This window comes from Paracoccus lichenicola (assembly GCF_009708075.1).
In the GTDB taxonomy this organism is placed as follows: Bacteria; Pseudomonadota; Alphaproteobacteria; order Rhodobacterales; family Rhodobacteraceae; genus Paracoccus; species Paracoccus lichenicola.
Window position 1 is genome coordinate 1 of sequence record NZ_WMBT01000022.1, and the last position, 14,295, is coordinate 14,295.

At 66.3% G+C, this 14,295-nt stretch carries 14 protein-coding genes and 1 pseudogene; 5 read left to right on the forward strand and 10 right to left on the reverse strand.

Going from position 1 to position 14,295, the window contains the following annotated elements; genetic code table 11:
* The 4 genes and pseudogenes from GIY56_RS18660 to betC all read left to right on the forward strand — a co-directional run.
* Positions 1-82 (forward strand): annotated as a pseudogene (locus tag GIY56_RS18660) (electron transfer flavoprotein subunit alpha); the annotation flags it as partial.
* A 207-nt stretch (positions 83-289) separates the two neighbouring features.
* Positions 290-1,165 (forward strand): 3-hydroxybutyryl-CoA dehydrogenase, encoded by an 876-nt coding sequence (locus GIY56_RS16935; protein ID WP_154766047.1) that lies wholly within the window; start codon positions 290-292, stop codon positions 1,163-1,165.
* Positions 1,166-1,254: 89 nt separating this feature from the next.
* Positions 1,255-2,187, forward strand: coding sequence for a choline ABC transporter substrate-binding protein (gene choX / locus GIY56_RS16940; RefSeq protein WP_154766048.1), 933 nt, complete (start codon positions 1,255-1,257; stop codon positions 2,185-2,187).
* Positions 2,159-3,682 carry a choline-sulfatase gene (betC, locus tag GIY56_RS16945; RefSeq protein ID WP_154766049.1) on the forward strand — a complete coding sequence of 508 codons (1,524 nt, stop codon included), beginning with the start codon at positions 2,159-2,161 and terminating at the stop codon, positions 3,680-3,682. Before choX ends, betC begins: the two co-directional genes overlap by 29 nt.
* A gap of 44 nt (positions 3,683-3,726) precedes the next feature.
* On the opposite strand, the gene GIY56_RS16950 is transcribed toward betC, so the two are convergent.
* The 6 genes from GIY56_RS16950 to GIY56_RS16975 form a co-directional block, all read right to left on the reverse strand.
* A complete protein-coding gene (locus GIY56_RS16950; protein ID WP_154766050.1) occupies positions 3,727-4,119 on the reverse strand; it encodes a DUF2852 domain-containing protein in 393 nt (130 codons plus the stop codon).
* A gap of 104 nt (positions 4,120-4,223) precedes the next feature.
* Entirely contained in the window at positions 4,224-4,838 is a 615-nt protein-coding gene (locus GIY56_RS16955) for a TetR/AcrR family transcriptional regulator (RefSeq protein WP_328288585.1), read from the reverse strand.
* On the reverse strand, positions 4,839-5,117 hold the full coding sequence (locus GIY56_RS16960) for an HPr family phosphocarrier protein (protein ID WP_154766051.1): 279 nt from the start codon (positions 5,115-5,117) through the stop codon (positions 4,839-4,841).
* Positions 5,114-5,536: a PTS sugar transporter subunit IIA gene (locus tag GIY56_RS16965; RefSeq protein ID WP_154766052.1), complete on the reverse strand. Its 423-nt coding sequence runs from the start codon at positions 5,534-5,536 to the stop codon at positions 5,114-5,116. Before GIY56_RS16965 ends, GIY56_RS16960 begins: the two co-directional genes overlap by 4 nt.
* On the reverse strand, positions 5,533-6,534 hold the full coding sequence (rapZ, locus tag GIY56_RS16970; RefSeq protein WP_154766053.1) for an RNase adapter RapZ: 1,002 nt from the start codon (positions 6,532-6,534) through the stop codon (positions 5,533-5,535). Before rapZ ends, GIY56_RS16965 begins: the two co-directional genes overlap by 4 nt.
* 32 nt (positions 6,535-6,566) lie before the next feature.
* On the reverse strand, positions 6,567-6,977 hold the full coding sequence (locus GIY56_RS16975) for an HPr kinase/phosphorylase (protein WP_154766054.1): 411 nt from the start codon (positions 6,975-6,977) through the stop codon (positions 6,567-6,569).
* Between the two features lie 208 nt (positions 6,978-7,185).
* On the opposite strand from GIY56_RS16975, the gene GIY56_RS16980 reads away from it, so the two are divergent.
* Positions 7,186-8,781, forward strand: coding sequence for a phosphoenolpyruvate carboxykinase (locus GIY56_RS16980; protein ID WP_154766055.1), 1,596 nt, complete (start codon positions 7,186-7,188; stop codon positions 8,779-8,781).
* 126 nt (positions 8,782-8,907) lie between these two features.
* Here the strand turns inward: GIY56_RS16980 and GIY56_RS16985 are convergent, their stop codons facing one another.
* The 4 genes from GIY56_RS16985 to GIY56_RS17000 form a co-directional block, all read right to left on the reverse strand.
* The gene (locus tag GIY56_RS16985; protein ID WP_154766056.1) at positions 8,908-10,887 is read right to left on the reverse strand and encodes a PhoX family protein; all 1,980 of its coding nucleotides are present in this window, start codon (positions 10,885-10,887) and stop codon (positions 8,908-8,910) included.
* 136 nt (positions 10,888-11,023) lie between these two features.
* Positions 11,024-11,950, reverse strand: a complete 927-nt coding sequence (argF, locus tag GIY56_RS16990) for an ornithine carbamoyltransferase (protein WP_154766057.1) — start codon at positions 11,948-11,950, stop codon at positions 11,024-11,026.
* Between the two features lie 189 nt (positions 11,951-12,139).
* Positions 12,140-13,306, reverse strand: a complete 1,167-nt coding sequence (locus tag GIY56_RS16995) for an aspartate aminotransferase family protein (protein WP_154766058.1) — start codon at positions 13,304-13,306, stop codon at positions 12,140-12,142.
* 141 nt (positions 13,307-13,447) lie between these two features.
* On the reverse strand, positions 13,448-14,266 hold the full coding sequence (locus tag GIY56_RS17000; protein WP_230312606.1) for an ABC transporter permease: 819 nt from the start codon (positions 14,264-14,266) through the stop codon (positions 13,448-13,450).
* Positions 14,267-14,295: the final 29 nt, after the last annotated feature.

The window sequence follows — 14,295 nt, forward strand, 5'->3', positions numbered from 1 at the left end:
AGCCCCCATCTTCCAGATCGCCGACTACGGACTGGTCGGCGACCTGTTCCAGGTGGTGCCGGAACTGACGGAAAAACTCTGACCCGTTCACCTTTGCACAAATATCCCACGGGGCTTCCGAGCGCCCGGAAAAAGGTCCGGTGGACCTTTTTCAGCAAGGAAGGGGCCGGCAGGCCCGAGCGGGGGTGTGAAACCCCCGGCCTTCAACCGCCCCCCACCAGGGGCGGTTTTGCATTGCAGCCTTTCCGCCCCCGCCCTATCGTCCCGCCCAACAAGCAGCGAGGCGGCGATGGCGGTTCAGACGGTTGGGATCATCGGGGCGGGCCAGATGGGCAACGGCATCGCCCATGTCTTCGCCCTGGCCGGATACGATGTCCTGATGACCGACATCAGCCAGGAGGCGCTGGACAAGGCGCTGGCGCTGATCGACCGCAACCTGGAACGCCAGGCCAGCCGCGGCAAGATCAGCGCGGAGGCCAAGAAGGCCGCGATGGACCGCATCCGCACCACGCTGCGGCTGGCCGACCTGGGCCAGACCGACCTGGTGATCGAGGCCGCGACCGAGCGCGAAACCGTCAAGCAGGCGATCTTCGAGGATCTGGTCCCGCATCTGAAGCCGGACACGATCCTGACCTCGAACACGTCCTCGATCTCGATCACCCGTCTGGCCAGCCGCACCGACCGGCCGGAAAAGTTCATGGGCTTCCACTTCATGAACCCGGTGCCGGTGATGCAACTGGTGGAACTGATCCGTGGCATCGCCACCGACGAGGCCACTTACAAGACCCTGCACGCGGTGGTGGAACGCCTGGGCAAGACATCGGCCAGCGCCGAGGATTTCCCGGCCTTCATCGTCAACCGCATCCTGATGCCGATGATCAACGAGGCGGTCTATACGCTGTATGAAGGCGTGGGCAACGTGAAGTCCATCGACGAATCCATGAAGCTGGGCGCCAACCACCCGATGGGTCCGCTGGAACTGGCGGATTTCATCGGGCTGGACACCTGCCTGGCGATCATGAACGTGCTGCATGACGGGTTGGCCGACACGAAATACCGCCCCTGCCCCCTGCTGACGAAATATGTCGAGGCAGGCTGGCTGGGCCGCAAGACCGGGCGCGGCTTCTATGACTATCGCGGCGAGACGCCGGTTCCGACACGCTGACGCGCGCCCCATGTCGCTTTCAGGCGCGACGGCGGCAGGAATCCGTTCTTGATTGGCCGGATAACCAAAAAACCACAGGAGGTAACATGATGAAGGCCCTGACAACGACGGCTGCCCTGATGATGGCGGCGGCGACCCTGCCCGCCCTGGCCGATGACGCGGCGACCTGCGGCACGGTGCGATACTCGGATCCCGGCTGGACCGACATCACCGCCACGAACGGCGTGGCGGCGGTGCTGCTAGAGGCCTTGGGCTACAAGCCCGACATCGCCACCCTGTCGGTGCCGGTCGGATACGAGGCGCTGAAAAACGGCCAGACCGATGTCTTCCTGGGCAACTGGATGCCCGCGCAGCAGAAGTTTCGCGACGACCTGGACGCGGCGGGCACCATCGACGTGCTGGCCCAGAACCTCGAAGGCGCCAAGTTCACGCTGGCGGTCAACAAGGCGGGCGCCGATGCGGGCGTCAAGGACTTCGCCGACCTCGACGCGCAGAAGGACGCCTTCGGCGGCAAGATCTATGGGATCGAACCCGGCGCGCCCGCCAACCAGTCGATCCAGGCGATGATCGACGCGGACGAATTCGGCCTGGGCGATTGGCAACTGGTCGAATCCGGCGAACAGGCGATGCTGGCACAGGTCACGCGCAGCGGCGATAAGCCGGTCGTGTTCCTGGCCTGGGCGCCGCATCCGATGAACGAGGCCGTTGAGATCACCTACCTCTCGGGCGGCGACAAGCAGTTTGGCCCCGACTTCGGCGGCGCGACCGTGCATACGCTGGCGCGCAAGGAATGGGTCGCCGCCTGCCCCAATGCGGCCCGGCTGTTCAGCCAGCTGGTCTTCGACGTGCCGATGGAAAACGTGCTGATGGGCAAGATCCTGGACGACGGCATGGACGCCAGGGACGCCGCCAGGGAATGGCTGGCCGCCAACCCGCAGGCTGCGGACAAGTGGCTGGACGGCGTGACCACGCTGGACGGCCAGCCGGGCGCGGATGCGCTCAAGGCAGCGGTGGCCGGGTGACCCCTTGAAGCCGAACATCCTGATCCTGATGGTGGACCAGCTGTCGGGGGTGCTTTTCCCCGACGGCCCGGCCCCTTTCCTGCACGCGCCGAACCTTCGCCGCCTGGCCGAACGGTCCACGCGCTTCGCCAACACCTATACCGGCAGCCCGCTCTGCGCGCCCGCCCGCGCCAGCTTCATGTCGGGGCAGTTGCCGCGCCGGACGCGGGTCTATGACAATGCGGCGGAGTTCGCATCCGACATCCCGACCTATGCCCATCACCTGCGGCGCGGGGGATACCAGACCAGCCTGTCGGGCAAGATGCATTTCGTCGGTCCCGACCAGCTGCACGGGTTCGAGGAACGGCTGACCACCGACATCTATCCCGCCGATTTCGGCTGGACCCCCGATTACCGCAAACCGGGGGAACGCATCGACTGGTGGTATCACAACCTCGGGTCCATCACCGGCGCGGGCGTGGCCGAGATCACCAACCAGTACGAATACGACGACGAGGTGGCCTATCATGCCTGCCGCAAGCTTTACGACCTGTCGCGCGGGCGTGACGACCGGCCCTGGTGCCTGACGGTCAGCTTCACCCATCCGCACGACCCCTTTGTCGCGCGCCGCAAATACTGGGATTTGTATGAAGGGATCCCGGAACTGGAGCCGCCCGCGGCCATCGCCTATGACGACATGGACCCGCATTCGCGGCGCCTGATGGATGCCTGCGACTGGCGCGCCTTCGACATCACGCCCGACCAGATCCGCCGCGCGCGCCAGGGCTATTTCGCCAACATCTCCTATGTGGACGAGAAGATCGGCGAGATCCTGGACGTGCTGGACCGCAGCCGGCAGGAGGCCATCGTCCTGTTCCTGTCCGACCATGGCGAGATGCTGGGCGACCGCGGGTTGTGGTTCAAGATGAACTTCTTCGAGGCGTCCGCGCGGGTGCCGCTGATGATCGCCGCCCCCGGCATGGCGCCGGGGCGCGTGGACCAGCCGGTCAGCACCATCGACGTTCTGCCCACGCTCTGCGATCTGGCGGGCCTGCCCATGGACGAGATCGCGCCCTGGACGGATGGCCGGTCCCTGGCGCAAGGCGCGGCGCGCGGCCCGGTGCCCATGGAATACGCGGCCGAGGGCAGCGTGTCGCCCATGGTCGCCCTGCGCGACGGGCGGTGGAAATACGTGGCCTGCGAGGCCGATCCCGAGATGCTGTTCGACCTGGACGCCGACCCCGGCGAGCGGGTGAACCTGGCGGGCGATCCCGACCATGCGGTCACGCTGGGGCATCTGCGCGCCATGGCGATGCAACGCTGGGATCTGGACGCCTATGACGCCGAGGTGCGCCAGTCCCAGGCCCGCCGCTGGATCGTCTACGAGGCGCTGCGCAACGGGGCCTATTACCCTTGGGACCATCAGCCGCTGCAACTGGCCTCGGAACGCTACATGCGCAACCACATGGACCTGAACGTGCTGGAGGAAAGCCAGCGGTTCCCGCGCGGGGAATAACGGGCAGGAACAAGGAAAGGGCCGGTCATCCCGGCCCTTTCTTGTCAGGCGTCCGTATGGACCTCGGGCTTTTCGCCGCGATTCTGCATGAACTGGTCGAACTCGGCCTTGTCCTTGGCTTCGCGCAGCTTTTGCAGGAAGTCCACGAATTCGCGGTGTTCATCCTCCAGCCGCTTCAGCGTTTCCGCGCGATAGGCGTCAAAGGCGCTGTTGCCGGTGGTGGGGGCGTGATAGCGGGCGCGTGCCCGGCGGTTGCTGCAACTGAACATGCGTTTGCTCCAGATCATGTAGCCCAGAAGGGCAAGGCCAAGCGGCCAGAAGACGACAAAGCCAAGGATCATGGCGGCGATCCAAGCCACCTTGCCGCGTTCGTCCAGCCAGTCGCGGGCGCGGATCAGCGCGCCTGACACGCGGGACGGCGCGGGATAGCTGGACATTCGATAGGATGCGCTGTGCATCTGCGGGAACCTCCCATGTTAATGTTAATCACATTTACATAGATGGGAGGTCCTGGCGCCCCTTCAAGCGGCTGGTCCAGAAATTATTCGCCGATCAGGCCAAGCCCGCGCAGATAGATGATGGCGCCGCTTTCCAGCATCTCGGACGGGCTGACGGGGCTGCGGCCACCGGGCTTGCCGCGAGAGAACAGCTCGACCACGCCATGGCTCAGCGCCCAGATGTGGTTGGCGACCATGCGGGCGGGGGGACGGCGGTCCGGGGGCAGGCGTTCGGCCATGACCTCGGCCGCCTCGATCAGCACCCGTTGCGCGCATTCGGACGCCGCCGACAGATCGGCATTCCCGGCGATGGAGACGCCCGATTCGAACATCGCCATGTAATGGCCGGGCCGTTCGGCGGCGAAATCCAGATAGGCCTGTCCCATCCGCAGGAAGGCCGTCAACGGGCGCGGTTGGCCGCTGTCGAAGGCCCGTTCCAGCCTTTCGCCAAAATCGACGAAGCCTTGGCGGGCCACCTCCTCCAGCAGATCCTCGCGGCCCTTGAAATGGCGATAGGGGGCGGCGGGGGATACGCCCGCCCGGCGCGCGGCCTCGGACAGGGTGAAGGCCAGGGGACCCGTTTCCTCGATCAGCGCGGCCGTCGCATCCACCAGGGCCTGGCGCAGGTTGCCGTGGTGATAGGTCTTGCGGTCGGGCACCTACATGCCTTCGCCGAAGTAATCCCCGACCAGGGCCTCCAGCGCGTCGGCCAGGGCGGCGGCCTCGGGTCCGCTGGTCGTCACGGTGATCTGGCTGCCGCGCGGCGCGGTCAGCATCAGAAGGCCCATGATCGAATCGCCCGACACCGACATGCCGTCCTTTTCGACCTGCGCCTGCGCGTCGAAGCGTTCCACCAGATCGACGAACTTGGCGCTGGCGCGGGCGTGCAGGCCCTTTTCGTTGATGATGGCCAGGTGGCGCGTGATCGGCCCGTTCATCGACACCGCGATCCCGCGTCCAGCGCCGCCGCGACCGGGACGTTATAGGAATTGATGTATTTCCGCCCGGCTTCCTTGGCAAAGGCCACGGCGTCCGGGACCGGCAGATGCCGCGACTTGGCCAGCTTGACCAGCATCGGCAGGTTCGCCCCATACAGGATGGTCCGGTCATGCATGGCGCAGGCCGGCAGCGACAGGTTCGAGGGCGAGCCTCCGAACAGGTCGGTCACCACCACGACGCCGTTGCCGTCGTCCACCGCATTGGCCGCCGCCTGAATCTCGGCCGTCTTGGCGGCGCGGTCGTGATCGTCCTCGATCGCGACGGCTGCGATGCCGCTTTGCGGACCCACCACATGTTCCACCGCCGAGAGATATTCCCGCGCCAGTCCGCCATGCGCCACGATCACGATTCCAATCAACGCGTTCCACCACGTTCAACAGCGCGCAACCGGCCCGCCTCCTGGACGATGCCTGACGCATCGCCCAGGGTTGACGGCGCCGGTGTGCGACGCTCGAGTTCCCTGTGCCTTATTGACACCGGCCAGCCTGCCTTCGCAAGCGCAAGACCGACCTTTTCAGCCAAAGTGACGGAACGATGTTGTCCGCCGGTGCAGCCGAATCCGACCGCCAGATGGGACTTTCCCTCCTCGACATAGGCCGGAAGGAGAAACAGGATCATCCCGCACACGCGATCGAGGAATTCCGCAAAGCGCGAATCACCCCCCACATAGTCCTGCACCGCCATGTCGCGGCCCGTCAGGGGACGAAGGGCCGGTTCCCAATGCGGATTGGTCAGGAAGCGGCAGTCGAACATCATGTCGATGCCGCGCGGCACCCCGCGCTTGTAGCTGAACGAATGCAGCGACACGGAAAGCCGGCCGTTCGGGCGGATGTCGAACCACCGCGTCAGTTCGGCCTTGAGGTCGTGGGGCGAGAGTTCGGAGGTATCGACCAGCACGTCGGCGCGCGTGCGGATCGGCGACAACAGGTCGAGTTCCACGATGACGCCCGCCGCAGGCGCGCTGTCGGGCGCCAGGGGATGGCGGCGGCGCGTTTCGTTGTAGCGCCGTTCCAGCACCTCGGGGGCGCAATCGAGAAACAGCACCTCGGGGGCATAGCGCGGATCGCGGGTCAGCTTGTCAACGAGTTCGATCACGTTGCTGGCCGAAAAGTCGCGGTTGCGCACGTCCAGGCCAAGCGCCAGCGGCACGGGACGGCTTGGCCCGTCCAGCAGCCGGGGGATCAGCGAAAGGGGCAGGTTGTCGATCGCCTCGTAGCCCAGGTCCTCCAACACGTTGATCGCCGTGGACCGCCCGGCCCCCGACGGGCCAGTGACCAGCACCAGCCGCTGCACCCCTTCGTCGGGCACGGCTTCAACGGTTCCTGCCGTGGTGGGATCGTCGGCCAGATCGACCATCTTTCCTGCCTGTAATGGCTCCATCGCCTTTGTCATGCGATGCGGCCGCCCAGTAAAAGCTGCCGCAACGCAGCATAAAGATGCGGTCGATAAGGGACCGTGACAAGGGGCAGGCTTATCCCCAGCACATCATAGCTGCGCGACTGTGGCAGCCGATCCTCGGGTCCGCCGCCCAGATCGACGACTTGCGCCAGCCTGACCGGGCCGGATGGCGGGGCTGCCAGGATGCCCACGCCCCGCGCCTCGATCCGGCCCAGCAGCGCGGGCGGGCAACTGGCGATCACGGCATCGTCGTCGCGGGACAGGTCGGTGCGGTCGTCCGCGACCAGCATCGCGCCCGCCGCCATCAGTTGCAGCGCCAGGGACGACTTGCCCGAACCGGACGGACCCAGGATCAGCAGCCCGGCACCGTCAAGGGCGATCGTGGTCGCGTGAAGCTGCATTGCGAATCACCTCCTGTCCTCATTCTCGGATGATCGGGCTAACACGAGGTTGAGAACGGCGCCAAAGGCAGCCTGATTGCGATAACATATGCTGTTTACGCTAACTGTTCGCGCCAACTTCTTTTTTGCCCTTCGGGCCATGTTATAGCCGCCGCATACTGCTTCACGGAAGTGTCGCAAGCCCAATCCCATGAGGAGCGTCAAAGACATGGCCACGCGTGTAAACCCGAACTGCAAGCTTGAGGATCAGGGAATCGAGGGCCTCGGCCGGGTTTACTACAACCTCTTGGAACCGGCGCTGATGACCGAGGCGGTCGCGCGCGGCGAAGGCACGCTGGGTCTGGGCGGCACCTTCCTGGTGTCCACCGGCGCGCATACCGGGCGTTCGCCCAAGGACAAGTTCGTGGTCCGCACCCCCGACGTGGAAGACACGATCTGGTGGGACAACAACAAGCCCATGTCGCCTGATGCCTTCGACCGCCTGCACGCCGACATGCTGGCCCACATGAAGGGCCGCGATTACTTCGTGCAGGATCTGTTCGGCGGCGCGGATGCCGACAACCGCCTGGACGTGCGCTTGGTCACCGAACTGGCCTGGCACGGGCTGTTCATCCGCCATCTGCTGCGCCGCCCCGAAGGCGCCGAACTGGCCAGCTTCGTGCCCGAATTCACCATCATCAACTGCCCCGGCTTCAAGGCCGACCCCGAACGCCACGGCTGCCGCAGCGAAACCGTGATCGCGCTGAACTTCGCGAAAAAGCTGATCCTGATCGGCAACACGGCCTATGCGGGCGAGAACAAGAAGTCGGTCTTCACCCTGCTGAACTATCTGCTGCCCGCCAAGGGCATCATGCCGATGCACTGTTCCGCCAACCACGCCATCGGCAATCCTGACGACAGCGCCGTGTTCTTCGGCCTGTCGGGCACCGGCAAGACCACGCTGTCGGCGGACCCCTCGCGCGTGCTGATCGGGGACGACGAACACGGCTGGTCGGACAAGGGCATCTTCAACTTCGAGGGCGGCTGCTACGCCAAGACCATCAACCTGTCCGCCAAGGCCGAACCCGAGATTTATGCCACCTGTTCCCGCTTCGGCACCGTGATCGAGAACATGGTTTTCGATCCCGACACGCTGGAGCTGGATTTCGAGGACAACTCGATCACCGACAACATGCGCTGCGCCTATCCGCTGGAGGCAGTCAGCAACGCGTCCCCCACCAGCCTGGGCGGGCATCCCCGGAACGTGATCATGCTGACCTGCGACGCTTATGGCGTCCTGCCCCCCATCGCCCGGCTGACGCCCGCGCAGGCCATGTATCACTTCCTGTCGGGCTTCACGTCCAAGACGCCGGGGACCGAGGTGGGCATCGCCGAACCGACGCCCACCTTCTCGACCTGCTTCGGCGCGCCCTTCATGCCCCGCCGCCCCGAGGTTTACGGCAAGCTGCTGCAGGACAAGATCGCCCAGCATGGCGCAAGCTGCTGGCTGGTCAACACCGGCTGGACCGGCGGGGCTTTTGGTGTCGGCAAGCGGATGCCCATCGCCGCGACCCGCGCCCTGCTGGCGGCGGCCCTGGACGGCAGCCTGAACGAGGTGCAATTCCGCAAGGATCCGAACTTCGGCTTCGAGGTTCCGGTGTCCGTGCCGGGGGTCGAGGACAAGCTGCTGGATCCGCGCCAGACCTGGGCGGACGGTGCCGCCTATGACAAGCAGGCGGCCAAGCTGGTGGGGATGTTCAGCGACAACTTCGCGCAATATCTGGAAGCCATCGACGACGAGGTGCGCGCGGCGGCCATCGGCTGAGCCGGTTGGGGATGACAGGAAGGCCGCGCGGGTTGCGCGGCCTTTTGCCTTGGGGCGCGGTGCGTGCAAGCACGCACCCTACACCGGCTGGTAATCCGTAGGGTGCGTGCTTGCACGCACCATGGCCTACCCGATCCGCCCGCCGCCCTGCCGGGTGATCGCCACGACCGCCGGGCGGACCGGCATCGCGTCATCGAAATCCGGCCAGCGGGTGGACAGATCCTCGTAATAGGAGGGGCGGCCATGGCCTTCCCAATCCTCGCCGCCATCGCCCGGATGCTGCACGGCCACGAAGAAGGTGGTCATGTCGCCGGTGATGCAGGGGCCGCACATCTCGGCCCCGACCGGCACGCGATAGAACAGCCGAGAGGTGCCGCGCGCCGCGCCCTCGGTATCGACCGCCCACAGCCCGTCCGTGCGGCCCGTGCCCTTCATCGAGTTGCCGTCGGTCGAGACCCACAGCCGCCCGTCACGGTCCACGGCGGCGTTGTCCGGCATCCCGAACCAGCCGTTCACCGTGGTTTCGGTCGAGAATGTCGCGCCTACGGCGGCAATCTTCGGATCGCCGCATTTCACCAGGATTTCCCAGGTGCCCGTTGTGGCGGTGAAATCGCCGTCAGCTTCGATGATCTCGATGATGTGGCCGAAGGCGTTTTCCACGCGCGGGTTTGCGGCGTTGGCTTCCTTGCGCTTGGTGTTGTTGGTCAGCATCACGTAGGCGCGGCCGGTGAGCGGGTTCGGCTGGATGTCCTCGGGGCGGTCCATGGGCGTCGCCTCCAGCAGGTCGGCGGCGCGGCGGGTCTCGATCAGAACGTCGGCCTGGGACGCGAAGCCGTTGGCGGCGGTCAGCGGGCCTTGGCCATGGACCAGCGGCAGCCATTCCACCCGGCCGTCGTCGTGGAAGCGCGCCACATAAAGCGTGCCGTCGTCCAGCAGGTCCATGTTCGCGGCGCGGTCGTCGGGGTCGTATCTGCCCGCCGTCACGAACTTGTAGACGTAATCGAACCGCTCGTCGTCACCCAGGTAGAAGACAACGCGGCCATCCTTGGCGACGACGCTTTCCGCGCCCTCGTGCTTGAAGCGGCCAAGAGCGGTGCGTTTCTTCGGCGTCGAGGTCGGGTCCATCACGTCCACCTCGACCACCCAGCCGAAGCGGTTGGCCTCGTTTGGGTCTTTCGAGACATCGAACCGCTTGTGGAACCTGCCCCAGGCATAGGTCGCCTCGGGGATACCAAGGCGTTCGTAGTTCGCGGCCTCGGGGTGACCCTGGGGAAGCTCTCCCATGAAATAGCCGTGGATGTTCTCCTCGGCCATGATCCAGGTGCCCCAAGGGGTCACGCCGCCTGCGCAGTTGTTGATGGTGCCCAAGACCTTGGTGCCCGAGGGATCGGCCACGGTCCGCAGGCGCGCATGGCCCGCCGCCGGGCCGGTCAGCTCCATGGCGGTCTTGGCGGTGATGCGGCGGTTCAGGGCGCCGTCCAGCATCGGCTGCCATTTGCCGTCCACGCGGCGGATTTCGATGATGGTGCCGCCATGGGCGGCCATCTCGATGTTCACGCGGGTTTCGTCGGCCTCGGACACCGCGATCTCGCCGTCCTTGAGGGTCACGATGCCGGGGAACATCAGGTGTTCGTCGGTGTATTCGTGGTTCACGACCAGCAGGCCCCGGTCGTCCGCGCCCTCCAGCGGGATGAAGCCCACGAAGTCGTTGTTGTAGCCGAACTGGCGTTCCTGCGCGGCCTCGGACTGGTTCAGGGGGTCGAAGTCCGGGGCGTCGGCAAAGACCTTGTCGCCCCAGCGAAGCAGCACGTCGGCGTCATGGCCTTGGGCCACATGGTGGTTGGCGTCCACGCCCGCCGTTACCTCGGGGAAGTTGAAGGCCGAAGCCGAGGACGCCTGCGCATCCGAGGCCGACAGCAGCGCGATCGGGCTGACCGTGGCCGAGATCGCCGTGACCGCCATCGAGCCTTTCAGGAAGCCCCGGCGCGAGAAGCGGGCGGCGATGATCTCGCCCATGGTGCGGCTGCCCGTGGGGTTCAGGCCGGGGCCACAGGCCTCCTCCAGCTTGCTGGTGCGAAAGATGGTGCGGGTTTGCTGGTCACGCATCGCGCTCTCCTGGCTGGTCGTTGGGGCCACGAGGGCCTATCGGGCAGCGATTAGGGGAAGGGTGCAACAGTGATGCGTCAGGATCGTGAAGATTTGGCAAAACGCCCGCCGGATGGCGGGCGTTCGGGCCGTTCGGTCAGACGCCCAGGCACCAGCGCATCACGGCCTTCTGGGCGTGCAGGCGGTTCTCGGCCTCGTCCCAGATGACCGAATGGGGACCGTCCATGATGGCGCTTGTCACCTCGTCCTCGCGATGGGCGGGCAGGCAATGCATGAACAGGCTGTCAGGCTTGGCATGGGCCATCAGCGATTCATTCACCTGATAGCCGCGCAGCTGGTTGTGGCGGCGTTCCTTGGCCGATTGCGGGTCGTGCATGGACACCCAGGTGTCGGCAATGACCAGGTCCGCGCCTTCGACCGCCTGGGCGGGGTCGCGCACGATCTCGGCCCGGACGCCCTGGGCGCGGGCGAACGCCAGCGCCTCGGCTTCGGGGTCGAGCGTCGGCGGGCCGGAGAAGGTGAAGTCATAGCCGAACTGCCCCGCGCCGTGGATCACGCTGGCGCAGACATTGTTGCCGTCGCCGACCCAGACCACCTTGCGGCCCGCGATGGGGCCGCGATGCTCCTCAAACGTCATCACGTCGGCCATGATCTGGCAGGGATGGGTGCGGTTGGTCAGCCCGTTGATGACCGGGACGGTCGCGTGTTCCGCCATTTCCAGCAGGGTCGCTTCCTCGAAGGTGCGGATCATGATGAGGTCCACATAGCGCGACAGCACCCGGGCGGTGTCGGCGATGGTCTCGCCATGGCCCAGCTGCATTTCCGACCCGGACAGGACCATGGTCTGTCCGCCCATCTGGCGCACGCCCACGTCGAAGCTGACGCGGGTGCGGGTGGACGGCTTTTCGAAGATCAGCGCGACCATGCGGCCCGCCAGGGGTTGTTCGTCGTCGGGCGTGCCCTTGGGGCGGCCATTGCGGGCGGTCTTCATGGCAAGGGCCTGGTCGATGATCGACCGCAGGTCGGCCTTGCCGGTGGTGTGGATGTCCAGGAAATGCTTCATCTTCGTTGCTTTCGGCGATTTGGGCAAGGAAGCCCGCTTGGTCAGCCGGGGTCAAGAGGGGGGCGCTGCCCCCACGCGCGTGCCGCGCGTTCCCCCGGGATATTTGCGTGAAGAAGAAGCGGTTATCGTCGGCGCGTCAGGGGGCGGCAGGGATGGTTCCCACCGCCGGTGCCGTGCAGGGTCGCGAGGTCAGGCAAGGCTTGCCGCCGCTCGGTCGAGCCGCGCCACCGCTTCGGCGATTTCATCATCGGCGATGTTCAGCGGCGGCAGCAGGCGCAGGGTGTTGTCGGCGGCGGGCACCGTCAGCAGGTGCTGGGCATAGCCCGCCTTGACGACATCCGTGGGGGCAACCTTGCATTTCAGGCCCAGCATCAGGCCCTGGCCGCGCACGGTCTCGAAGACATCGGGGTGGGCGGCGACCAGGCCTTCCAGCCTTTGGCGGAACAGGGCGGCCTTGCGGTTGACCTCGGCCAGGAAAGCGTCGTTGGCCACGATTTCCATCACGCGGGCGCCTACGGCGCAGGCCAGCGGGTTGCCGCCATAGGTGGACCCGTGTGTGCCCGCGACCATGCCTGCGGCGGCCTTTTCGGTGGCCAGCACCGCGCCCAGGGGAAAGCCGCCGCCGATGCCCTTGGCGACCATCATGATGTCGGGCGCGATGCCCGCATGTTCATGCGCGAACAGCCGGCCTGTCCGGCCCATGCCGCACTGGACCTCGTCCAGGACCAAGAGCGCGCCGTGTTGGTCGCACAATTCGCGCAGGCCGCGCAGGCACATGTCGGGCAACGGGCGGATGCCGCCCTCGCCCTGGACCGGCTCGATCATGATCGCGGCGGTGCGGTCGCCGACGGCGGCCCGCAGCGCGTCGTGATCGCCCCAGGGCAGCGTGCGGAAGCCCGGCATCAGCGGGCCGAAGCCCTTGGTCATCTTTTCCGACCCCGCCGCCGCGATGGCCCCTGTTGACCGGCCGTGAAAGGCGCCCTCGAAGGTCAGGATCTCGATGCGGTCCTGGCCCAGGTCGGACCAGTACTTGCGGACCATCTTGATGGCCAGTTCCGCGGCCTCGGTCCCGGAATTGGTGATGAAGGCGGTGTCGGCGAAGGTGTGTTCGACCAGCAGGTCGGCCAGCCGTTCCTGCTGCGGGATCTGATACAGGTTCGAGACATGCCAGATCTTGCCCGCCTGTTCCGTCAGCGCGGCGACCAGATCGGGGTTCGCATGGCCCAGCACGTTCACCGCGATCCCGGAGCCGAGGTCCAGGTATCGCGTGCCGTCCGTGGCGATGGCCCAGGTTCCTTCGCCCCGGTCAAAGGCGATGGGCGCGCGGTTATAGGTCGGCAGGACGTGCGACATCATAGGGGACTCCCCGATTGGCAGGACGGATTTGGAAGGCAGGCGGGATCGGACGGTGACGGGGCGTCAACGTCGGGGACGGGCGGAAAGGGCAGTCCGGGCGATCATGGCTGCGCCCATAGCGCCGATTCGGTCCCCGCGCAATCACGGTTTCATCCGGTAGCCGGTTTTCAGCCAGCGCCAGGCCAGGGCCAGGATCAGCGCCACGACCGCCGTGCAGACCAGCAGCCCGCGCCAGACCGGGGCATCGCTGACCCCCGTGACGCCATACCGCGCGCCGTCGATCAGGTAGAAGACCGGGTTCCAATGCGACAGGGTGCGGAACGGTTCGGGCAGCGCCTGCACGGAATAAAAGGTGCCCGACAGGAAGGACAGCGGCGTGATCACGAAGTTGCTGATCGCCGCCATCTGGTCGAACTTCTGCGCCAGAACGCCCGCCAGGATGCCAAGCCCGCCCAGCATCAGCGCGGCCAGCAGGACGAAGGCCAGCGCCCAGACCGGATGCGCGATGCCCCGCCCCGTCACCAGCACCATGCCGGTGCCGATCACCGCGCCCACCAGGCCCGCGCGGGCGACCGACCCGGCCAGATAGCCCGCCAGCAATTCCCCCGCCGACAAGGGCGGCATCAGCGTGTCCACGATGTTGCCCTGCACCTTGGCCGAGGTGATCGAGCTGGAGGTATTGGCAAAGGCGTTCTGGATCACCGTCATCATCAGGATGCCGGGTCCCAGAAACACCAGATAGGGCAGGCCCATCACCTGCCCCCGCCCCTGCCCCATGGCCAGCGCGAAGATCAGCACGAACAGCGCTGCCGTCATCAGGGGCGCAAAGACCGTCTGCTGCCAGACGGCCATGAAGCGCATCACTTCCCTGACGGCGAGGGTGCGCAGGCCCAGCCAGTTCACGCGGCCGAAGCGGCGCACGCCCATGGCCGGGCTGTCGGGGAGAATCGGCTGGTCCATCCGGCGGTCCTTGAATTTCTGGCGTTGGG